This is a genomic window from Actinomyces bouchesdurhonensis, from assembly GCF_963540955.1.
In the GTDB taxonomy this organism is placed as follows: Bacteria; Actinomycetota; Actinomycetes; order Actinomycetales; family Actinomycetaceae; genus Pauljensenia; species Pauljensenia bouchesdurhonensis.
Map to the genome: position 1 here is coordinate 1 of NZ_CAUTSL010000044.1, position 21,419 is coordinate 21,419.

General features: G+C 64.4%; 20 protein-coding genes. 14 read left to right on the forward strand and 6 right to left on the reverse strand.

Going from position 1 to position 21,419, the window contains the following annotated elements; all coding sequences use genetic code 11:
- Positions 1-115: 115 nt before the first annotated feature.
- Both RYL44_RS07740 and RYL44_RS07745 read left to right on the forward strand, forming a co-directional pair.
- Positions 116-436 carry a hypothetical protein gene (locus tag RYL44_RS07740; protein ID WP_314975612.1) on the forward strand — a complete coding sequence of 107 codons (321 nt, stop codon included), beginning with the start codon at positions 116-118 and terminating at the stop codon, positions 434-436.
- 11 nt (positions 437-447) lie between these two features.
- The gene (locus RYL44_RS07745) at positions 448-1,620 is read left to right on the forward strand and encodes a phage tail family protein (protein ID WP_314975613.1); all 1,173 of its coding nucleotides are present in this window, start codon (positions 448-450) and stop codon (positions 1,618-1,620) included.
- 122 nt (positions 1,621-1,742) lie between these two features.
- On the opposite strand, the gene RYL44_RS07750 is transcribed toward RYL44_RS07745, so the two are convergent.
- Positions 1,743-2,237, reverse strand: coding sequence for an inorganic diphosphatase (locus RYL44_RS07750; protein WP_073982680.1), 495 nt, complete (start codon positions 2,235-2,237; stop codon positions 1,743-1,745).
- Between the two features lie 102 nt (positions 2,238-2,339).
- On the opposite strand from RYL44_RS07750, the gene dacB reads away from it, so the two are divergent.
- The 10 genes from dacB to RYL44_RS07800 all read left to right on the forward strand — a co-directional run bounded on the left by dacB (position 2,340) and on the right by RYL44_RS07800 (position 13,394).
- Positions 2,340-3,692, forward strand: coding sequence for a D-alanyl-D-alanine carboxypeptidase/D-alanyl-D-alanine endopeptidase (dacB, locus tag RYL44_RS07755; RefSeq protein ID WP_314975614.1), 1,353 nt, complete (start codon positions 2,340-2,342; stop codon positions 3,690-3,692).
- A gap of 4 nt (positions 3,693-3,696) precedes the next feature.
- Entirely contained in the window at positions 3,697-4,539 is an 843-nt protein-coding gene (locus RYL44_RS07760) for a zinc-dependent metalloprotease (protein WP_073982670.1), read from the forward strand.
- Positions 4,529-5,626, forward strand: a complete 1,098-nt coding sequence (gene tilS, locus RYL44_RS07765; protein ID WP_314975615.1) for a tRNA lysidine(34) synthetase TilS — start codon at positions 4,529-4,531, stop codon at positions 5,624-5,626. Before RYL44_RS07760 ends, tilS begins: the two co-directional genes overlap by 11 nt.
- 90 nt (positions 5,627-5,716) lie before the next feature.
- Positions 5,717-6,271 carry a hypoxanthine phosphoribosyltransferase gene (gene hpt, locus RYL44_RS07770; RefSeq protein ID WP_462675760.1) on the forward strand — a complete coding sequence of 185 codons (555 nt, stop codon included), beginning with the start codon at positions 5,717-5,719 and terminating at the stop codon, positions 6,269-6,271.
- A 28-nt stretch (positions 6,272-6,299) separates the two neighbouring features.
- Positions 6,300-8,303, forward strand: coding sequence for an ATP-dependent zinc metalloprotease FtsH (gene ftsH, locus RYL44_RS07775; RefSeq protein ID WP_073982591.1), 2,004 nt, complete (start codon positions 6,300-6,302; stop codon positions 8,301-8,303).
- Positions 8,300-8,869, forward strand: a complete 570-nt coding sequence (gene folE, locus RYL44_RS07780; RefSeq protein ID WP_276739715.1) for a GTP cyclohydrolase I FolE — start codon at positions 8,300-8,302, stop codon at positions 8,867-8,869. The genes ftsH and folE overlap by 4 nt, the downstream gene beginning before the upstream one ends.
- 1 nt (position 8,870) lies before the next feature.
- Positions 8,871-9,737 (forward strand): dihydropteroate synthase, encoded by an 867-nt coding sequence (gene folP / locus RYL44_RS07785; protein WP_314975616.1) that lies wholly within the window; start codon positions 8,871-8,873, stop codon positions 9,735-9,737.
- Positions 9,730-11,850: a 2-amino-4-hydroxy-6-hydroxymethyldihydropteridine diphosphokinase gene (gene folK / locus RYL44_RS07790; RefSeq protein WP_314975617.1), complete on the forward strand. Its 2,121-nt coding sequence runs from the start codon at positions 9,730-9,732 to the stop codon at positions 11,848-11,850. Before folP ends, folK begins: the two co-directional genes overlap by 8 nt.
- Positions 11,851-12,327 (forward strand): DUF3180 family protein, encoded by a 477-nt coding sequence (locus tag RYL44_RS07795; RefSeq protein WP_073982587.1) that lies wholly within the window; start codon positions 11,851-11,853, stop codon positions 12,325-12,327.
- A gap of 134 nt (positions 12,328-12,461) precedes the next feature.
- On the forward strand, positions 12,462-13,394 hold the full coding sequence (locus tag RYL44_RS07800) for a hypothetical protein (RefSeq protein ID WP_314975618.1): 933 nt from the start codon (positions 12,462-12,464) through the stop codon (positions 13,392-13,394).
- 108 nt (positions 13,395-13,502) lie between these two features.
- Here the strand turns inward: RYL44_RS07800 and disA are convergent, their stop codons facing one another.
- On the reverse strand, positions 13,503-14,573 hold the full coding sequence (disA, locus tag RYL44_RS07805; protein ID WP_073982595.1) for a DNA integrity scanning diadenylate cyclase DisA: 1,071 nt from the start codon (positions 14,571-14,573) through the stop codon (positions 13,503-13,505).
- 36 nt (positions 14,574-14,609) lie between these two features.
- Positions 14,610-15,995, reverse strand: coding sequence for a DNA repair protein RadA (gene radA, locus RYL44_RS07810; protein ID WP_314769423.1), 1,386 nt, complete (start codon positions 15,993-15,995; stop codon positions 14,610-14,612).
- Between the two features lie 139 nt (positions 15,996-16,134).
- Here radA and RYL44_RS07815 point away from each other — a divergent pair, with 139 nt between their 5' ends.
- Positions 16,135-17,319 (forward strand): S8 family peptidase, encoded by a 1,185-nt coding sequence (locus RYL44_RS07815; RefSeq protein WP_314975619.1) that lies wholly within the window; start codon positions 16,135-16,137, stop codon positions 17,317-17,319.
- Positions 17,320-17,428: 109 nt separating this feature from the next.
- On the opposite strand, the gene RYL44_RS07820 is transcribed toward RYL44_RS07815, so the two are convergent.
- The 3 genes from RYL44_RS07820 to RYL44_RS07830 all read right to left on the reverse strand — a co-directional run bounded on the left by RYL44_RS07820 (position 17,429) and on the right by RYL44_RS07830 (position 20,287).
- The gene (locus RYL44_RS07820) at positions 17,429-18,031 is read right to left on the reverse strand and encodes a hypothetical protein (protein WP_314975620.1); all 603 of its coding nucleotides are present in this window, start codon (positions 18,029-18,031) and stop codon (positions 17,429-17,431) included.
- Between the two features lie 106 nt (positions 18,032-18,137).
- Complete coding sequence (locus tag RYL44_RS07825) at positions 18,138-19,601, reverse strand: hypothetical protein (RefSeq protein WP_129582472.1); 1,464 nt, start codon at positions 19,599-19,601, stop codon at positions 18,138-18,140.
- Positions 19,602-19,609: 8 nt separating this feature from the next.
- Entirely contained in the window at positions 19,610-20,287 is a 678-nt protein-coding gene (locus RYL44_RS07830) for a potassium channel family protein (protein ID WP_073982600.1), read from the reverse strand.
- A 330-nt stretch (positions 20,288-20,617) separates the two neighbouring features.
- Here RYL44_RS07830 and RYL44_RS07835 point away from each other — a divergent pair.
- The coding region (locus tag RYL44_RS07835; protein WP_390883814.1) for a hypothetical protein at positions 20,618-21,419 on the forward strand (802 nt) is incomplete at its 3' end.

Genomic DNA, 21,419 nt, shown 5'->3' on the forward strand with positions numbered 1-21,419 from the left:
CACCCCAACAGAAGCATTCAACGAACTCATTGCTACCACCCATTGACACCGCCGTTTTATGGTTGTGTTCTGAACTTTTGGTAGCATCTGCTCATTCGCATGAAAGGAATACTCGATGGCCGACATCGACGTAAGAACAGACTCGTGGCGCAAGCACTCCACAAAAGTTTACAGCGATGGGTTAACCGTCACGCAGGGCGCTACAGCGTACACTTCCGCGCTGAGTGACCATGCTTTCGGGGTCTTCAGTTCGCTTATTCTTCCTCCCTATGCGCTTGTTGCGGCGGTCTTTGCCCAAGCGCATCGTGAGGCGGGAACTACCCTGCAAAGAGGAGCCGAGCTTGTGGATATGGCGGCAACCGACTTTGAGCTGACAGACGCTGAATCGGCGAAGAATATAGCGGTCGCCGGATTGCTCGATGGGGGCTACGTCTGATGGTGTCGAGTGTGCAGGTTGCGCAGCCAGCGTCCACCCATGAGACCAAGTGGTACAAGACTGCCGGCATCATTACGGATATTTCGGATCTGTGCGAGTCTAAGAGTGTTTTCGACGCCACTCTCAACACTGTTTCATTGGGTGCCGACGTCGTCGGATTCGTCATGAACCCCGTCAAAACCGCGGTGTCTCATGTCGTCAGCTGGATCATGGATCATATTGCTCCCCTGCCCGACATGCTGCAGAAATTCACGGGCGACCCGGAACAGGTCGAGGCGGCTGCGATTACGTGGCAGCGGATCGGCGCCCAGTGGAAACAGGCAGGCGACGAACTTGACGCAGACTTCCACTCGCAGCTGTCCCCGCAGGTATGTCGAACACTGTCTGCCTACAAGGTCGAGGTGACAGGACTCGTCCTGTTGTTCCGCAAGATGGCTGAGGTGTGTGACCTTGTCGCCACGGGCCTGTGCATCTTGTCCGCAGTCGTCAAGATCGTCTACGAGCTCACGCGCGATGCGATCGCTGATCTCATCGGTACCTTCGCCGAGGCCGTCGCGGAGGCCTTGCTGTCGGTGGGGACCCTGCTGCCCAAGATCGCCTACAACATTTCGACAACGGTCGCCAGCTGGGTTACGAAGATTAAGAAGAAGGGAAGTCAGGTTCTTGAGGGCTTCCGGTCGGCCAATGGCATCTTTTCGCGACTCGAGTCCATCTTGAAGAGTCTCGGAACGACGCTCAACAATCTTTTCGCGAGCGTCTCTAATCTTGCAGGCAAAACCGTGGACAAGGTCGGAGATGCCTTGCACCACGTGGCCGGCAAGCACGCGGACACGCTTGGCAAAATTGATGACATGGTCGACGCTGGACGTGCAGGAATTAAGAAGGTCACCGATAAGGCGAAGCCCATTGTCAAGGGCGCATATGAGTACGTCATCAAGGGTCCGGTTGATGTCCTCAACAAACCATCGGACATCGGTAAGGCGGGCGGTTTTGGCCTTGCCCGAGCGCTCTTCAAAGATCCGGACAAACTGAAGCGGATTAATCAGCTGGCTGATCGTAAAGACCTGTGGCAAGCCGGATTTAAACGATCACGTGAACTGCTGGGTAACGCGAAGGACTACAAGGATTACTGGGACAAACTGAAGGACCTCCACGAAGCCATTGGAGGACCCAAGAGTAACTAGCGTCGGCGCGGCCGGGTCCCCGAAAGCGTCTGGAGCACGCAGCAACGCAGCAACACTGTGAGCGTGAAGTGGGGCCGCGCGAACGTTTGTTCGCGCGGCCCCACCGCGACAGCTCCGCAAGCTCAGTGCTTGTCCTCGTGCTCCTTCAAACGCTCGTAGGAGCGACGAATCTCAGCTTCCGCCTCTTCGCGGCCAACCCAGTGAGCGCCCTCGACGCTCTTGCCGGGCTCGAGATCCTTGTACACCTCAAAGAAATGCTGAATCTCCAAGCGGTGAAACTCTGACACGTCCTCGATCTCGGTGCGCCACGACGCGCGCTGATCCGACGCCGGCACGCACAGAACCTTATCGTCGCCGCCCTTCTCGTCGCGCATACGGAACATGCCGAGCGCCCGGCAGCGAATCACGCAGCCGGGGAAGGTGGGTTCCTCGAGGAGCACCAGTGCGTCCAACGGATCCCCGTCTTCGCCCAGGGTGTCGTCAATGAACCCATAGTCGTCCGGGTACCGGGTCGAGGTGAACAGCATGCGATCCAGGCGGATACGTCCCGTCTCGTGATCGATCTCGTACTTGTTTCGATTTCCCTTCGGGATCTCGATAGTCACGTCGAATTCCATGACCATGCCTTCCGCATCAGCCCCGAAACTCGGGGGTCCAGTTGGTTGAGTGAGTACATAGACGGGTAGTGTAGCTACAGAGGTAACCACGAAGGGACATCCATGCATCGCACGTCTGTGCCAATTGTAAGCGCTAGCGCCGTACTTGTGGCGACAGTCGCCCTCGTGAGCGCAGGGTGCTCGTCGGCTGGCCCCACGCCGGCCGCCGCCCCAACCGCATCCACGCTCGAGCCGGCCACCGCGTCAGTGCCAGCCACGGCCTCGGGAACGCCCGTGAGCGCGACAGACGTTCAGGCACTGTGGGCTCCCGTTGCCGCCGCGGCAGCAGAAGGCGGCTACGTCGCGTGGGGCACCGTCGTGGATGCACAAACCGGTGAGGTTCTCCTCGACGCTGACGCGTCCGTCGCGCACACGACCGCCTCCACCACGAAGACGCTCGCTGCTTTCTCCGCCCTCACTCATTTGGATCCCACGGCGACTCTGACGACCAGCGCACTCCTGGGCGGCGACGAGCGGACCCTGTACCTCGACTCGGAGGGAGACCTCCTCCTCGGTGCGGGAACCTCCCTGGACAACGAGGTTCCGGGTCGCGCCGGCCTACAGACGCTGGCACAAGAGGCCGCCGCATCGCTGACGGAGCGCGGCATCTCCTCGGTCACTCTCGACTGGAGGGGAACGCTCTTCGATGGCGCGTCGCACCTGTCGTCCTGGGATGCTCAGGATGTCGGAAGCTATGAGGGCCACGTCGGCCCGATGGCGATCGATGCCGGGCGCACCGCCGAGGGCGCGATCGAGTTCTACGCCGATGCCCCCGGCCATGTCGCCGAGGTTTTTGCGCAGGCTCTCACGTCTGCGGGAATCACGGTGAGCATGGGCGAGGCCGGGGAAGCCCCCGCGGGAGCGTCCTCCCTCGCGTCGGTATCCTCCGCGACGATAGGTGAACAGTTGCGCTGGATGCTAGCCCATTCCGATAACACGCTCGCCGACCAGTATTGCCGCCTCGCTGCGAGAGCAGCCGGGAGTCCCTCCACTTACGAGGGTGCGACCTCGACGGTCAAGGATGCTTTGACGTCCGCGGGTATCCCCACGGACGGCCTCTACTTGGAGGACTGCTCGGGATTGTCCAGCAACGACAAGATCACCGCCAACACGCTCGTCGGCGTCCTGAAGGCTTCGTATGCGGGGCAGGGAACCAGCGCGGACACGATGCGTCTTTTGCCCTGGGCGGGTCTGGTGGGCACGCTCTCCAACCGGATGGCCGAGGCCCCCACCGGCGGTAACGTCCAAGCCAAAACCGGCTCGCTTCACGAGGTGACCTCCCTGTCGGGCTCCGTGATCACTCAGGGAGGTCGTCTCCTCCTCGTGTCGATCGGCCACGATCAAGTGACGAGTGGCGCCTACGCCACGCGCGGCTACTTGGACGCCTTCGAGGAGGGTCTCGCCGGGCTAAACTAGGCCCATGGATATGCCGTTTGGCCCGCGCGACGTCGCGGGAGTTCTCGCTTCGATGTCCTACGCGGGTCCGTCGGCCTCGCGGGTGGGGGCCTCGGCTGTCGTGGCGCGCCTGCGCAGGTCGGTGGCCTGGTCGAATCGCTTGCTCGCGGAGCTGTCGACCCTGCCCGAGGCCGCAGCGACCGTTGCCGAATCAAGCTCACTCGTCGTTGATCGCAGGGGTTTGATTCGCCGGGTCGGGGCAATCATGGATCGCTTCGAGGACACTCGCACCCCCATGGTTCTGGCAGCCGAAGCCATCGTGCTGCGTGCGCTCGCAAAAGACGCGACGGGCATTTGGGACGTGGCGGCCGGGCGGCGTGTCCTGGTGGCCCCCAACGTGCTGGCGGACGCTCAGCGCTATGCTCTGGATCAGACGGATTGGTGCCGCTGGGTGTCCCTGTGTACCGGATTGCGCGGCGTCCACCTGACCCACGCTCCCCACCTCGTCCCCTATGTCGCGGATCTGGTGCGTTCGCTGCCGGAGCGCAGCGACGAGCTGGTGCGTATCGTTCTCCTGCTGGATGCGCTGCCGACCGCGGAGATGGAGGTCCTCACCCCCCGGGACCTGCCGTCGATTCATTGGCTGCGCACTCACCGTGCGCACGCGGGTGGGGTCGCGCTGGTGCGGGCGTGTGCGGCTGCGGGGATGCCGTTGGCGGGCGTGGAGCTGCTTCAAGCCCAGACGGAGGGTTTTGCCCGCACGGTCGTGCGCGCGGGCGCGATTGGAACGCTGCTGTCCGGCATTGAGGCGCTGCCAACTGCGAGTGAGTACGCTGAGCCGGGGACATGGCTGGCGCGTGTTAGCTGAAGCATCCCGCCTGGTGGGGGCCAATCCGCGCGGGGCAGTGCGGTCCTGTTCTCTCGCGGTGCGCGCCGCGATGCGCGCTTTCATTGACGAGGCCGGGGTTCCCGGAGCTTTCGTCGTTGGCTTGTCGGGCGGTGCGGATTCGTTGGCGCTGGCTCTGATGGCGATTGATGTGGGTTCGCGCGCCGGCATTGCCGTGGTGACGGTGACGGTCGACCACGGGCTGCGCCCGGGGAGCGGGCAGGAAGCCCGCCTGGTCGCCCAGCGTGCCCGGTCCCTCGGTGCGCGCGCCCTCGTCGAAGCGGTGAGCGTGTCGGGCGTGGGGGGTCCCGAGGCCTCGGCTCGCGATGCCAGGATTGGTGCCCTGCGCGCTGTCGCGTTGCGTGAGGGGGCACCCGTGTTACTGGGGCACACGATGGATGACCAGGCGGAGACCGTGCTGTTGCGCCTCGCGCGAGGCTCCGGACCGTCGTCGTTGCGCGCGATCGCTCCCCAGCGTCGCGACGAGGATGGTGTCACGTGGCTGCGGCCACTGTTGGGGCTGCGTCGATCAGACACGGCGGGCGCGTGTGCGCAGGTCGGCCTGACCCCCGTTGAGGATCCGACTAACGCCCCCGATGGGCCGTGGCGTGCTGCCGACGGCTCAGCCCTGCGCCGCGCCGCCGTGCGCCACGGCGCTATCCCAGCCCTGGCCTCGGCCCTCGGGGTCGACCCCGTGCCGGCTCTGGCGCGCACAGCCGCCCTGTGCGCGCTCGACGATGACGCTCTCAATGGCTGGGCGAGTGAACTCGTCGCCACCGCGGTTCGTGCCCGGAGGGGGAATGGGGCCTCGTCCCTGCGGGTGGACGACCTGCGTGTTTTACCCGCAGCCGTGCGCACGCGCGCCCTGCGTCGGGCGGCCCGCGAGGCCGGGGTGCGTACCCTGGCCAGCGTGCACGTTGACGCCCTGGATCGCCTGGTCACCGCCTGGAGGGGCCAGGGGCCGATCCTTCTTCCCGGCGGAGTGGCCACGCGTGTGGGCGACGGCAATGAGGCGACGATTCTCATCGAAGCGAGCCGCGGCATGCCCGCTGCGTTGCGCTCACAGTGAGAATGCCTGCCTTCCCTGCGCGCACGCGCGTTTTTATGGCACGCTTATAGTGCAACCGCTCGCGGAGCAACGATACGAAAAGAGGACACGGTGGATGTCACCGACATGGGAAACGATCTGAAGGAAATCCTCGTCACCGCCGAGGACATGGACCGTCGGCTCGGCGAGATGGCCGAGCAGATTGACCGCGACTACGCCGGTCAGGAAATACTCATTGTTGGTGTTCTGCGCGGCGCCGTTATGGTTATGGCAGACCTGTCGCGCAAGCTGCACACGCCCCTTGAAATGGACTGGATGGCCGTCTCTTCCTACGGATCTGGGACGAAAAGTTCGGGTGTCGTGCGTATCCTGAAGGACCTCGACCAGGATGTGGCTGGGCGTCACGTGCTGATCGTCGAGGACATCATCGATTCTGGCCTGACACTGTCCTGGCTGCAGGCGAACCTCAGTGGACGAGGCGCCGCCTCCGTGAAGATCGCGACCGCGATGCGCAAGCCTGCCGCCGCGAAGGTAGACATCGACGTGGCCTACGTGGGCTTTGACATTCCCGACGAGTTCGTCGTCGGCTACGGCTTGGACTATGCGGAAAAATATCGCAACTTGCCCTTCGTTGGGACGCTCCAGCCCCACGTCTACAACAACTGACCGCAACGGAACCTGATAAGGGACATACGTGAACGATAAGACGAAGAATAAGCGCCCGAGTTTGGCGTGGGTGGCGATCCCCCTCGTTGTCCTGTTGGCGGGCGGGTGGTTCCTCTGGCAGGCCTTCCAGCCTCGTTCGATCTCCACGTCCGAAGGTATGGCGCTCATCGCTGGGACCACGGTCGAGAAGGTCGTGCTGAACGAGGGCACTCAGCAGGTGAATCTGACGCTGAACGAGGACTACCAACACGCCAGCACCGGCGCGGATGATCCGGCGGCCAACCTGGGTAAAAACGTCTACTTCACGTACTCCTACGTTCAGACGAAGGACATCTTGGACACTGTGGCAGCCCAGGCCCCCGCCAAGGGTTGGAACGCTGTGCGTCCCCAGTCCAGCGCCTTGGGAGCAATGGTTCAACTCCTCGTTCCGCTGCTGGTCCTCATGGGTGCCTTCTACTTCATCATGCGTTCCATGTCGGGTTCGCGGATGATGGGCGGCTTCACGGCGTCGCGCGCAAAGGAATTCAACCAGGAGCGCCCAGAGGTGACTTTCGCGGATGTCGCCGGTGAAGACGAGGCCGTGGAGGAGCTTGAGGAGATCCGCGAATTCTTAGCTTCCCCCGATAAGTTCCACAAGGTGGGTGCGCGAATTCCGCGCGGCGTCCTGCTGTACGGCCCTCCTGGAACGGGTAAGACCCTGCTTGCCAAGGCTGTTGCGGGCGAGGCGAAAGCCCCGTTCTTCTCGATCTCCGGTTCAGAGTTCATGGAGCTGTACGTGGGTGTAGGTGCCTCGCGCGTGCGCGAACTTTTTGAACGCGCGAAGAAGAACGCGCCGGCCATCATTTTCGTCGACGAGATTGACGCCGTTGGTCGTCACCGCGGCAGCGGTATCGGCGGCGGCAACGACGAGCGTGAACAGACCCTCAACCAGCTCCTGGTGGAGATGGACGGCTTCGACGAGCGCGCCAACATTATCTTGATTGCCGCGACTAACCGCCCTGACATTCTGGACCCGGCGCTGCTGCGCCCGGGCCGTTTTGACCGCCAGATCGCGGTTGAGGCCCCGGACTTGAAGGGGCGCGAAGCGATCCTGAAGGTGCACGCGCAGGGCAAGCCGCTCACCCAACAGGTGAATTTGCGTCAGATCGCTAAGCGTACTCCCGGCTTCACGGGTGCGGACTTGGCGAACGTCCTTAACGAAGCCGCGCTTCTGACCGCTCGTTCCAACATGCAGTTCATTGACGAGCGAGCCATCGACGAAGCTATTGACCGCGTCATTGCAGGCCCGCAGAAGCGCACGCGCGTCATGAATGACCATGACAAGGCCGTCACCGCCTACCATGAGGGCGGTCACGCGCTGGCCGCCGCCGCCCTGAACTACACTGACCCGGTCACCAAGGTGACGATTCTGCCGCGCGGGCGTGCGCTGGGGTACACGATGGTCATGCCCACTGAGGACCGTTTCAACAAGACCCGCAACCAGCTCCTCGACGATTTGGTGTACGGCATGGGAGGACGCGTCGCTGAAGAAATCGTGTTCCGCGACCCTTCGACAGGCCCCGCCAACGACATTTCGCAGGCTACGAAGACAGCCCGAGCGATGGTTACCGATTACGGTATGAGCGATCGTATCGGCATGGTTAAGCTGGGAGACACCGACACCGAGGCCTTTGGTCACGGCAGCGGCGACGCGCCGCGTTCGTTCTCCGACGAGACCGCCGCGATCATCGACGAGGAGGTTCGTCGCCTCCTGGACAATGCGATGCGTGAGGCGTGGGAGATTCTCACGACTAACCGCGCCGTCCTGGATACGCTGGCTGCCCGCCTCCTCGAGGAGGAGACCCTCGACGAAGCCCAGCTCGCCGAGATTTTCAAGGACGTCGTCAAGGCACCTAAGCGCCCCGTATGGAACTATCAGTCCGACGCGGCCGTGCCCGGCGCCCGCCTGGGCAACCCGGTCGGCCTGAACTCAGCCGAGGCCACCTCAGATGCCTTCGATGCGCCGGCGAGCAATTCCGAGGAGCAAGCGTGACCTACGATGCTGCAGCCGTGGAGAAGGCGTCGCGTGACCTGCTGGTCGCTATCGGCGAGGATCCCGAACGCGAAGGCCTGATCGGCACCCCCGATCGCATGGCTCGCGCGTGGCGCGAAATGTGCGCCGGTCTGGCCGAGGACCCGCGAGAGCACCTGCGTACGCAGTTCCATGCGGGCACCGACGAGCTGGTCCTGGTCCGCGACATTACCTTCCATTCGGTGTGCGAGCATCACCTGCTGCCCTTCTACGGGCGCGCGCATGTGGGATACATTCCGCGCGGCGGTGTCGTGACGGGCCTGTCGAAGCTGGCTCGCCTCGTAGAGGGCTACGCCCGTCGCCCTCAGGTGCAGGAGCGGCTCACCGCCCAGGTCGCTGACGCCATCGACGAGGTGTTGAATCCTCAGGGAGTCATCGTCGTCATCGAGGCGGAGCACATGTGCATGTCGATGCGTGGCATCTCCAAGCCAGGTTCGTCGACCGTGACCAGTGCGCTGCGCGGCATCATGAGCGACGGTGCAACGCGCGCTGAAATGATGGCACTTGTTCTCTCTGGGAGCCGATGATATGACGATGCTTCCCCTGCCCGCGGCCCCGGCCTCGTCCCCTGTTGTGCCCTCTCTAAACCTTCCGGGTTCGCTGACGCTTCCCAACGGACGGGCGGCGATCATGGGTATCCTCAACGTCACCCCCGATTCCTTTTCGGATGGTGGCCGTTACCTGGATACGGGCGCGGCGCTCGCGCATGCGCGCGCCATGGTGGGGGCCGGCGCCGACCTGATTGACGTGGGCGGGGAATCGACGCGACCGAACTCGACGCGCATTAGTGCGCAGCAGGAGTGGGAGCGCATCGGGGCCGTCGTTGCGGCTTTGGCGAGCGAGGGCATCATCGTGTCTGTCGATACGCTGCATGCCTCGACGGCGCGAGCTGCCGCCGAGGCGGGTGCGGCGATCATTAACGATGTGAGCGGCGGTCGCTGGGATCCGCAGATGAATGAGACGGTTGCGGCCACGGGGTGTGCCTACGTGGTGCAGCACTACCGGGCGCTGCCTGGGATGCCAGGGGAGTCCTTCGACTATGGGGATGACCTCGTGGGGACGATCATTGATCGAATCAGTTCGCAGGTGAACGCCGCTCGTGATGCGGGTGTGGCACCTGATAAAATTGTTGTCGACCCGGGCCTCGGCTTCTCGCTGACGAACGATCAGTGCTGGCAGATTCTAGAGGAACTACCCCGACTGACCTCCTGCGGGTACCCTGTACTCATCGGAGCGTCGCGTAAGCGTTTCGTCAAGGCCCTCGGAGGCGACGTCGACACCGACAGCGCAGCCATCGCTGCCTACGCCGTCCGAGCAGGCGCGTGGGCCGTGCGGGTCCACGACGTGGCGGCCACCGCGGCAGCCATCGCTCGAAAGGAGAACGACGGTGAGTAGCAGGCGCGTCATGATCGCCCTCAAGGGACTGGGGGCGCTGGCCAACCACGGCGTCTACGACTTCGAGCGCAGCCAGGAGCAGCGCTTTTACGCCGACGTCATCATGTGGGTCGAAACCGCGGGCGCGACCGACGACATCGCCGCCACCGTCTCCTACGCCGACATCGCCGACGAGACCATGGCGGTCCTGACCGGCAACGCCGTCGGCCTCATCGAAACACTCGCAGAAGCCATCGCATCGCGCGTCATGAGCCACGAGGGCGTTGTTGGAACCGAGGTCACCGTCCACAAGCCTGACGCGCCCATTGCACACCCCTTCTCAGATGTGTCCGTCACCATACGCGCCGGTGAAACCGGTGCCCTGCCGCTCGCCCTATCCCTGAAAGGCATTTACGAGGCCGAGGACGGTTCTGTTCTCACAGGCGAAATTGAGACCTACGGTCGCGCACAGGCGCCCAGCCCCGCCCAGCAGAAGCAAGCGGCGCCCTCACGCAGGCGCCGCGGCGAACACGCCGCCCCCCGCCAGGACGACTCCTCCCTGCCCGCGCACCTGCGTGCCCGCCGCGTCGTCTTGGCTATCGGCGGTAACCTCGGCGACGTCCCGGTCACGCTCATGCACACCGTCGAAGCCCTGTCCTACATGGAAGGCTTCCAAATCGAGGACGTCTCGCCGATCATGCGCACGAAGCCGGTGCTCGCCCCCGGCCAGGCGCCCCAACCCGACTACTGGAACGCCGTCGTCTTGGGTTCCGCCATCGCGACCCCCGACGAGCTCTTCGCCCAGACCAGCCGCATCGAACGCGAGCTCGGCCGCGAACGCCACGAGCGCTGGGGGGCGCGCAGCGTCGACATTGACATCATCCAGGTTGAGGGCCTGGCCTCCTCCGACCCTCTCCTTACGCTGCCGCACCCACGCGCCAAAGAACGTGCCTTCGTGCTGGCCCCCTGGCTCCTGTGCGACCCCAATGCCGTCCTCGAAGGTGTCGGCCGCGTGTGTGACCTGCTCGCCACAACGCCCGACCGTGAGGGCATCATCGACGCCGTCGACGACTGGCTCGAAGACCCTTCAGCCGTCATGGCTGACTCTGACCAGCTGCTGGCACAGCGCGCCGAGAAGGCCAGCGCCGACATGCGCGAGCTCCTCGAAACTCTCACCGGCGAAATCAGCCAGGTGACAGACCTGGTCACCCGAGACGGTGAACCCTTCGGAGATGCCCCCGCCCCTGACGGCCCCGCCGAGCAGGTGCGTGCGGCAGGTGAGCAGGCGAACGCCAGCGGCGCGCACGCTGGTAACTCGGCCACTTGGAACAGTGTGTGGAACCGCTGGGCCTTCACCGACGTCGGCGAAGACATGTCCCGCTCCATGGGGATCGAACGCCCCGAAGCCGCGCCCGTCACTGAGGACACCGAGAGCAGTGAGGACACCGAGGATTGTCCGCCGCCCGTTGCGCAGCCCGCGACCCCCGCGCAGCGCGCAGCCAGCATCGCCCAAGCCGAAGACCAGGGCACGCCGCTGGACAAGGACGCCGACACGGGATCCGCGGGAGTCGTCGCACCGATTCCCGCACCTGATGCCGTGCCCGCACCGCACGACGAGGACAACGCCCCGGCACAGCCCGCCCAACCCGCGGACGACGCCCAGCCCACGGATGACTCGCGCGACACCGAACAGGCATCCAAGGCCTCGTCAAAGCCCGCGTGGCACCCCGTCTCATCTGTCCCCGCCGACTCGCCGGCCGGGCGCATGACACGCACAATTGGTTCGGGCACATACACGCCCACCGGTGAAGAGAAGCCCAGGTGGGCACCCGTTTTCCAGCATAAACGCTCCGACACGCGCGCCGACATTAAGCTACCCGACTGGAACTTCTCCGTCGGTGCCGCCCACGACGTGCGCGTCGTCGACGACCGCAGCGGCCTCGGCCATGAAGACGAGCCTCCCGCACCAACCGTTCACGCCGACGGCAAGAGCACGATCTTAGCGCCCGGCCTGCCCGAGAACACCCCGGTCGGCCCGATCCCCGAAGATGAGGCCACGAAGACCGGAATCCTGCGCCGCGTCGTCGTGCGTCCCACGATGACGGGTGCGATCCCTATCGTCAAGAGGCACTAAATGAAACCGTTGGCGATCACCTGGGTGCTCCTGGTCGGCGCCGCCTGTGCCGCCCTGAGCTTTCTCGGTTTCTTCGCGCACATGCGCGCGGGCGGCACCCCCATGATCGTCACGCCAGGTCCCGGCGTCGTGTTCGCACTCGCCACGGCCGCACTCGTCTGGTCCGGCATCGCCGTGCGTCGCCTACGCGCGGGGAAAGACACGTGGATCGACGCGATCGGCGCCATGCGCGTCGCCGTGTTCGCGCGGACCTGTGCCCTGGTCGGTGCCGGCCTGACCGGCATCCTCATCGGTGTCATGGCCGTGTCCCTCATGCAGTTGCAGGCCGCCGCGATGGTGTCCAATGCGATCGGTTCCGGCGTCAGCGCGCTGGTGGGTATCGTGTGGGTGATCATCGCGCTCGTCGTCGAACGCTGGTGCGTCATCACTCCCGACGACGACGGTGCCAGTTCCCATAAGCGCAACGCGGCGGCCTGAGCGTCGCCGACGAGCCGGCCCAACGGGTGTTATGACGATGGCAGCTCTCGCGCGCGGCGGCTTGTACCCGCGAAAGTGACGCGTACCCCGAGCGTTAGGCGTGTCGGCAATGGTTGGCCCGGTATCGTGGAGGCGTGGCTGACCAGCGTAAGAATTCCCCCAGGCGTTCCTCCTCCCGGCGCACCCCGTCGGGAAGCACTTCGGGGCGTGCAACTGAGCGCACCTCTCGTGCAGCTGGCAGGGCCACATCGATGCGCTCATCCACCTCGTCTGGCAGGAGTGGGCGTTCCACGTCATCTGCCGAGCGAGGCTCGAAGGACACCTCGTCGGGGGGAGGTACCCGCCCACCGGTGAACCTGTGGCCACGCCGCATCATCACGGGCCTGGGTCTCCTTCTCATCGTTGCCCTCCTCGTGTGGGGCATCGTTGCGCTCGCAGGAGCGGTCATCGCAGCGGTGAGTCCTGAACCAACCTCGCAGTCGAGCGCACAGTCCACCCAATCCGACACGGTCGACTCTTCGGGTTACACGCTTGCGCGCGGTCAACAAGCCACCGCGGATGGCCTTCTGACAGACGGCACGGTGATTGAGATCCCCGCCTGCCTGGATCGTGACGTCACCGTGAGTGTCGCCGCCTCCGAGGCCGCATCCGGTTCACCGATGCCCGTGTCCGTGACCCTTCAGAACAAGGGATCCGTCGCCTGCTCGACCTCCCTGTCGAACTATGCCCTGCTCGTGAGCAGCGGCGGCCATCAGGTGTACGATTCAGCGCGTTGCACGCAGGACGAAAGCTCGGCGATGACGCTGCTCGTGCGTCCGGGCGGGTCGTGGACCGGGTCGCTGGTCTGGGACGGCCACGTCTATGTGGATGGCTGTACGGAGCCTGCGGGCGGCGCCAGCGTCGCTTCGACGGGTACCTACAAGGTCACCGTGACCAGGGCAGGGCGCGAGGTTAGCTCGGCTGTGGCCGACGTTACATCCCCGCCTCGTCCACAGTCGGGCGCACAATCCGGCGCACAGTCCGGCGAGACGACCGCCGCGCAGTCGGGCGTGCGCCAGACGCACTGACGAGGCCGGGGTAGCACACTGTCGCACGGGACCATTGAGGGTGCGCCGGTCGGTGTCTCACCCGGCGGACAGCGGATAGCTACGCGCGCTCAGCAGGTGACGCATCCGCTACCAGCCGACGACGCCCGTGCCGACCGCCTGCGCCTGGTGGGCGAGGCTTTCGGCGATCAGCTGGGCGCGATAGTGGCCAACCCCGTCGATGACTTCGATGTCGGCGACGCTCGCGGCGCGCAGCTGCGTGAGCGTGGCAAAGTGCGCGGAAACCGCCTTGATGGCGTTCCAGGACAGGTGGGGCACCAAGGACAGGGCGCGCACACCCCGGGGCGTGATTTCGCGGTCCAGGTCAGCGACCTCGTACACGTCCAAGCCTAGGATGTTCGCGATAGCGGTCAGGTCGACGATACGTTCGGAGCCGAGGGAGGAGAGTTCTGCTTCGACGCGGGCGACGTCCTCGGGGTCGCGGATGTAGTCGCGCATGACGAGAGCACGCTCGGAGGCGGAACCGCGCACGAGATCCTCGACCTGAAGGGCGAGGAGGCGCCCCTCGGAGCCGAGCTCCTCCAGGTATTCGGTGATCTCGGAGGTGATGCGCCGGATCATCTCCATGCGCTGCATGACAGTGGCGACGTCGCGCACGGTTGCGCTGTCGCGCATTTCGAGGATGGTGAGGGTCTGGAGGACCTCGTCGAGGCGCTGGCTGTAACGGTCCAGGGTGTCCACGGCCAGGTTGGCGCGCGACAGGAGAGCCTCGGGTTCTTCGACCAGGCGGTGCTCCGTCCCCACGTAGATCGAAATCATACGCATCGATGCCGACAGGGACAGGACCGGCAAGTGCGTTTGGCGCGCGGTGCGCTGGGCAGTGCGGTGACGCATACCGGATTCGTCGGTGGGAATCGTGGGGTCGGGGAAGAGCTGAACGTTCGCCTTGCGAATACGCCACAGGTCGGGGTCAATGATGACGGCGCCGTCCATTTTGCACAGTTCGCGCAGGCGCGCAGCCGTGAAGGCGATGTCGAGGTCGAAGCCCCCTGAGCACATTGCTTGAATGTCGGGCGTGTAGCCCAGGACGATGAGAGCACCCGTGTGGGAGCGCTGGATGCGTTCCAGTCCTTCACGGAGAGGCGTACCGGGCGCGACTGCGCGCAGTGCTTCTCGTAGGATCGCTGCGTCGGACGTCAATATGCTTCCCTCCCAATCGAGTAGCTTCGCTCTCTATTATTGCGAGTCCGTGGGGAATGCGACGCGAATTGCCGTCGCTAAATCAGAGACAGTGAACACGGTGATGCCGTCCACGCGGGCAAGGTCCTCACTGCCCTGGGCTGGGACGATGGCGGTGGAAAAGCCCAGGCGGGCGGCTTCCGCGAGCCTGCGCCGGGCGCCCGTGCAGGCACGAATCTCACCCGTCAGCGAAATTTCGCCGACCGCGACGAGGTCGGGGCGCGGGGGAACGCCCTTGAGTGAAGAAACGATGGAGATGGCCATCGCCAGGTCGATTGCGGGTTCGACGGTGCGCGCGCCACCGACCGTGGACACATACACGTCCGCTCCCGAGGTGTCAGCTCCGATGCGGGCCTGCAGGACCGCCAGAACCATGGCAACGCGCGCATGGTCCACGCCCGACGTGGTGCGCCGGGGGGAACCACCGGAGGAGGGGGCGACCAGGGACTGGATCTCGGTGGGCAGGGGACGACGCCCCTCCAAAGAGACGGCTGCGCACGTGCCGGGCACACCCCGCGTCGTGCGCGACAGGAAGAGCCCAGAAGGATCAGCGAGGCCGTCGATCCCGAAGTCAGTCAACTCGAAACAACCGACCTCGTCCGTGGGACCGTAGCGGTTCTTCACCGCGCGCAACAGGCGCAGGCGCGAATGCCGGTCGCCTTCGAACTGACAGACAACATCCACGAGATGCTCGAGGATACGCGGACCCGCGATACCGCCGTCCTTCGTGACGTGCCCGACCAGCAGGGTCGGCAAATCGGATTCTTTCGCGACCCGGATAAGGGAACCGGCGACAGCCCGCACCTGGGCGACGCCGCCCGCCCCGCCCTCGACCTGCGTGGAGAAGATGGTCTGCACCGAGTCCACGACGAGCAGGGACGGACCCACGGCCTCGACGTGCCCAAGGACGACTCCGAGATCCGTCTCATCGGCGATCAGCAGGTTCGGTTCCAGGGCACCAATCCTCTCAGCGCGCCCGCGCACCTGCGCCGCCGACTCCTCACCCGTCACATACAGGACGGGTCCGCGCCCGCCGGCCGCTGCCGTGCGCGCTGCCTTTGCGGCTACGTCCAGCAGCAGCGTCGACTTGCCGACGCCGGGTTCGCCGGCCAAGAGGATGACCGCGCCAGGAACAATGCCACCACCGAGGACTCGGTCCAGCTCACCCACGCCCGTTGAGCGCGACGAAGCCCGTTCCCCGTTCACGTCGCCGATCGGCAAGGCCGGGCGGCGAGGCACCGTCGCTGACGCGCGCGGGGTGCCCGAGGCCTCGCCCGTCTGGTCGACCGTGCCCCACGCCCCGCACTCGCGGCACTGCCCAACCCACTTGGGGGAGGACCATCCACACTCGGAGCAGCGGTAGGTGATCTTCTCTTTCGCCATGCACCCACGGTAACGCGCCCCTGGCTCATCTGCGGTTCCAGTGCGCGTGGAGGGAAGGGAGCGGAATCTTGTACCAACACGTGACCGAATGGTAGAATGGTTGGTCGCGCCGTGTGGTGTGCGGCGAAAGGATACTGACATGACCCGTGACATGACGCGCCTGATGCGACGGACCCTGGGCGTCGGAGTTACCGGTGCGCTCGCGGTAACTGCCCTGATGGTCCCCGCACCTGCTGCCCGGGCCGCAGGCATTACCGCAGGTGAACAGGAGTACTACTCGTACTACTCCCTCGACTCCATTCACAACGCGGGCTATCGGGGTGCCGGGGTCACGATCGGCCTCATCGACGGCCCCATCAACACGAACATCCCCGAACTCAACGGCGCGAATATTCACAACATGAGCCGCTGCACGGTTAACTCGACGGACAACCATTGGGATCATGGGTCGGTCATCGCTCAAGTTCTCGTTTCCCCCGCCTTCGGTGTCGCTCCTGACGCGGCGCTCTACAGTTACACGCTGTCATTCAAAGGAGAGTCCACTGAGGCGGATTGCGCGATCGGTGACTGGACACGCGGCAAGTCGGATGCGGCGCTCCTCATTGAGTACGCCTTGAATGACGGCGTGGATGTCATCTCAATCTCCTCCTCGTATCCAGGGGACTATGACGTGATGCGCTGGGCCCTCGCCCGCGCGATTGTGCGGCAAGTCCCCGTCGTCGTCTCAATGGGCAACGAAGCGACCTACGATTACCCGGATACGCTCGCGCGCATGAGCGGCGTGATCGGCGTGAGTGCAATCGAGACCAACGGTTCCATGTCCGACTACTCGAACTATGGCAACTACGTGTCCACCGCTGCCCTGGGGCGTCCGTACGCTCGCAGAGGCGTTACCGATGAACTGTGGAATTGGTGGGGAACATCGTTCGCGTCACCGACGGTTGCGGGGTCCTTAGCGCTGGCGAAACAACGCTGGCCGAACGCGACAGGCAACCAGATCATGCAGGGGCTGACACACACGGGCGTGGGCAGTGACGGCAACAGCTGGAACCCATTCACGGGCTACGGTGCACTCAACACCTACGCGCTGATGACGACCAGTCCGATGAGCTACCCGGACCAGAACCCCTTCATGAACAAGGGCTACAATTCCACCCCAACCCGCCAAGATGTGCTCGATTATGCGGACGGCGTGGCGGATCCTAGTCAAATCTACGCGGACGGCGACTACGAGTATCGAGGCTTCGACGAATCAATAGCCTTCAGTGGGCGCCACAGCTATCCAACCCACCTTGGCACGAGTCCTCGCTACCACAGGAAATAGCAGCAGATACAATGGCGCCTGGCCCTCCTACACTCGCTGAGGGCCGGGCGCCTTACCGGTTGTCGATCGCTCCTCGTCGCGCCCGAAGGCTCTCATCTGGCTGGTTCCATCACGCGGAGACCTGGAAACGGCGGACGATAGGGGCCGTCGGCTGTTCAGGCCCGTCGATTTTCATCGTCCACACGTAGGTCAGAGTGTTGCCGCTGCCTTCCACCTGCACGGTCCACGACGAATAGTATGCGCAGTCTCGGTCCACGCACAGGTCGTACGTGTCCGATCCGAGGCGCCAGAAGTCGGTCGCGGACATCATCTGGTAGACCTTGTCATTCTTATTCACGGAGATCGTTCCGTTGGTGCTCAGAGAGAAGCGCTGCTGGTTGATCGTGACGGGCGAGGTAGCCACCAGCTGCGCACCCACCATGTTATTGAGCGCCCGCGCCTTGTCGATGATGCTGCTCTTCTGCTGGCGTTGAGCGTTGTTGTACTCGTCGACGAGCTGATTCTTCTGTCCGACGGGAATATTAGGCAGGTTGGAAATCTCGGCGGCGGAGCCAGCCTGGGTGGCGGAGCCAGCCTGGGTGGTCGCCGTGGGGCCCGGACGCGAGGAACGATGGCCGCGGATACGAAAGGGCCTGCAGCCTGCGACAAGTGTAGTGGCGACGAGCAGGGTCGCGGTCGTCGCGAGGACGCGACGAGAGGCGGCGGTACGCATGAGTTATCTCCAGTGTCGGGAACGTTTCATCATACGCGATGGTGGGAGGCTGCTCTCACGATACGGTCACTGCAACACCCCCCGGTGGAGCATCACGTCTGTCTGGTCAGGCGGGTGGGCGTAGCGTCAGCCTGTCGCGAACATGCGTCACGAGCGTCTTCGCGGCCCAGTGGGGCGGGCGCGACGTCGCCTCGACGCTGCGCACCAGCGAAGGCGTGTGGTAATGCCATTCGTCACGCGACTCTCCGATGATGGTCGCGGTGAGGCGCTTCACACCGAAGATCTGTCCGGTGGTGGTCGCTTCGAGGAGGACACCGCCCTGATCGGTGATGTCCACCCACACGTTCGATCCGGGACCACAGACATACGAGGATGGACCCGGGAAGAGCACCCCAACCGAGCGAGGATCCGGTGCCTCGGCGTGGACCCTCCCATCCTCCGTAACGACGACGGGAGCGCGCGTTCCCGAGGGGAGCTCAATGAAATCCCCATGCCAGCGTTCCTGGCGCGCGGCTCCCCAGGGGATAGGAAGCTCCTCCAGCGGGGTGGAGGGCGAGCGCGTAGGGGCCACGACGGACTCGTGAGCGAAGGGCCCCGTCTCCTCCAACGGAATGTCGGCGTGGAATCCACCCATCTCATCGCCCCACATGCCTGCCTGCTCCACCGCAGGACTCCACGGCACGTGGGCAGTCAGTGACGCCAGGGTGTTGCCAGCGCCGTCAGGATGGAACCCCGTCAGAACGCCCACAACACCCCAGTACGACACGTGGGTCGTGCACACCAGCGTGTCTGAGGCCGCGAGGTCGACGATACCCCACGCGGCGACCCCCGCACCCGACTGGATCAGGGCATCGCCGAGCAGGAAGCGCAAGATCCTGCGGTCGGCAGCGTGGACCAGGCCTCGGCGCGAGTCGAGTGGACGAATCGGAACCCAGCCACGGCCTCGTGAAAAGGTGCGTTCGAAGATAGTCGCGAGCGTGGAGAAACTCCCAGGCTCGCCCAGCCCTCCCCAGTGCCACAGCCCGTTCGTCTCCGCGTTCCAGTGTGCGAGCACGCGCCGGTGCCCGTCCTCGTCGATCGCTTCGATGCGGGCGCCGGGCAGGATCGCCATCGGTTCGCCCGAATGCCACCATGCGCCCGATGCGGGGGAGTGGCCGGGCGGATCCTGGTGGGTGAGGGTGGCCTCGAGGTCCGAAGCAACGTCGAAGCACAGAACATAAACGCAGGAGGCGCCGCTGCCCGAACACGTCGCCACCGTACCGGGTGAGAGCTGGTCCGACGCATCGGGGAGTGGCCCCCGGAAGGAAGCGAGGCGACCGCGCTCGCTAAGCCAGCCGACGTCCATCACCCCCAGGACAGCGGACGCGGTGAGGCACTGCGCAAGTGCCTCCTCCTGGACGAAGAACCCCTGGACGTACGCCCGGCTAAAGCCACCCTCCGTCGCGTTGCGCAGGTATGCGCTCGCGCGGCGAGGCGTCAAAAGCTGAACGAAGCGAGTGGGCGCGTACGGAATCCCCGTGAGCGACATGTCCCGGTCACGAGGCCGTGGCTGGTTGGGTGCGGAAGACACGGGATGCCTCAGGGCCTGTTCGCGAAGTACTCCAACAGGTGCGAATCGCCCGACACGATGATCTCGTCGTCGGCGTTGATGCGCGTCTGGGAGTCCGCATACTCGAAACGCTGCTTGGGGCGGCGAATCGCCAGCACGTTGACGCCGTAGCGGCCTCGCAGGTCTAACTCGTCGAGCGAAAAGCCGTGCACCTCCTTGGGCGGGCGCAGCTTCATGATGGAGAAACCATCCTTCTCCATTTCAATGTAGTCGACCATGCGACCACCCACCAGGTGCGCCGTACGCTTGCCGGCATCCAGGTCAGGGTAGACGACGTGGTGGGCGCCCACACGGCGCAGGATGCGCCCGTGCTGAGAGGATGTCGCCTTGACCCAGATAGAGGAAATACCCATGTCGACAAGGTTGGCGGTGATGAGCACGGCGGCTTCGAGCGAGGATCCCACGCCGACAACCGCGCTTCGGAACTCGCGCGCTCCGAGCTGCTCGAGTGCATCCTTCGAGGTGGCATCGGCCTCGACCAGTGGGAAACGTCCCGCGAAGGCCTGCACGCGCGAGGGGTTCTTTTCGACCGCCAAGATCTCGTATCCCAGCTGGTCCTGCGTCACTGCAACAGCCGAACCGAAACGGCCCAACCCGATGACCAGCGTGCCCGACTGGAGTTCCTTGGAGTCACGTTCATCTGCCATGGCTCCATTGTTCCTTCCCACGTGCTTTGACGCGAATGGTGCGACCGCACTCCACCCCACGTCGCTGTGACGTATCAGGTGTGGGCGGCGGGCACTCCCCTGCGCCTTCGCGTCGACGCGTATCGGTGTGACACGAAGCATAGCTCTGTCAAGGCAAGATTTTCAAGGCGTTAGACTTTCGTGTCCCGGTGCGGTTAGACTGACGCTACATCGAGAGCGTCCCCACCACGGGAGCGTTCTCACCCGTCATATATCAGTGATGTTGAACAGATGCGAGGTCGTGCCTTGGTTGATTCACCGAACTATAACAAGCTCAAGGAACTGCTTGACATGCCTCGCCAGCCCCTGGGAGGCGAAGACCGGACCGAGAATGCGCAGGTCGGCAACGCCCACAGCAAGGTCGATTCGGCACACAGCAACGCTCAAGCGTTCGTCTCCGATAAAACCGTGGGCACGTCGCAGACTCAAACGGGTGCGAACACCTGGATGTCCTCCTTCATCTCCGACGTCAATACGCACCTCGGAAACATTGAATCGACCAAGGCCCACAACCTGACGGTGCGCGAAAGCATGCACACTCAAGCTGCGCGGGGCAGGGAACTAAGCCCCGTCCTGCTCAGTGCTTCGGATATTGCCGCGAGCCATCAAGACCCTCCGCTCAAACTCAGTTTCGCTGATGGAAGAGTTGAAAAGTACGCGACTTCGGACGCATACCTTAGCGCTCTAGAAGAACAGAAGAACGCGCAACGTGAGGCACGGGCCAAGGAGATCTTGGATCAGATCAACACGGAGGCGTTGGCCGAGGAAAAAATTATCTACAGCCCGAAGGGCGACTACGTGCCTGACGCGTGGCAGTCTCACGGTGATGATGGTCAGCAGGGCGGCGCTGGCGGTGGCGGTAATGGCCGCCGCGGTGGCGGCGGTGGTAATGGTCGCCGCGCTGGCGGCGGCCTTGTTCCCACCGTGGGCGCGCATACGGTCGCGGGTTCAGGTTCGAGCGAGTGGACGACCCCAGCTCCAGGTGAGCCAGGGAGCGCGTCGAATCCGATCAGTGATCCGGCCGAACTAGCGCGTTATGACTTGACGACGACGCCGGTGAATCAGCGGATGACGCCTAATGGGCCAGTTGGTG

Coding starts and splice junctions, on each gene's coding strand:
- RYL44_RS07795 (WP_073982587.1), top strand. CDS start 11,851: ATGAAACCGTTGGCGATCACCTGGGTGCTCCTGGTCGGCGCCGCCTGT.
- RYL44_RS07740 (WP_314975612.1), top strand. CDS start 116: ATGGCCGACATCGACGTAAGAACAGACTCGTGGCGCAAGCACTCCACA.
- RYL44_RS07830 (WP_073982600.1), bottom strand. CDS start 20,287: ATGGCAGATGAACGTGACTCCAAGGAACTCCAGTCGGGCACGCTGGTC.
- RYL44_RS07815 (WP_314975619.1), top strand. CDS start 16,135: ATGACCCGTGACATGACGCGCCTGATGCGACGGACCCTGGGCGTCGGA.
- RYL44_RS07750 (WP_073982680.1), bottom strand. CDS start 2,237: ATGGAATTCGACGTGACTATCGAGATCCCGAAGGGAAATCGAAACAAG.
- RYL44_RS07760 (WP_073982670.1), top strand. CDS start 3,697: ATGGATATGCCGTTTGGCCCGCGCGACGTCGCGGGAGTTCTCGCTTCG.
- dacB (WP_314975614.1), top strand. CDS start 2,340: ATGCATCGCACGTCTGTGCCAATTGTAAGCGCTAGCGCCGTACTTGTG.
- RYL44_RS07820 (WP_314975620.1), bottom strand. CDS start 18,031: ATGCGTACCGCCGCCTCTCGTCGCGTCCTCGCGACGACCGCGACCCTG.
- folP (WP_314975616.1), top strand. CDS start 8,871: ATGACGATGCTTCCCCTGCCCGCGGCCCCGGCCTCGTCCCCTGTTGTG.
- radA (WP_314769423.1), bottom strand. CDS start 15,995: ATGGCGAAAGAGAAGATCACCTACCGCTGCTCCGAGTGTGGATGGTCC.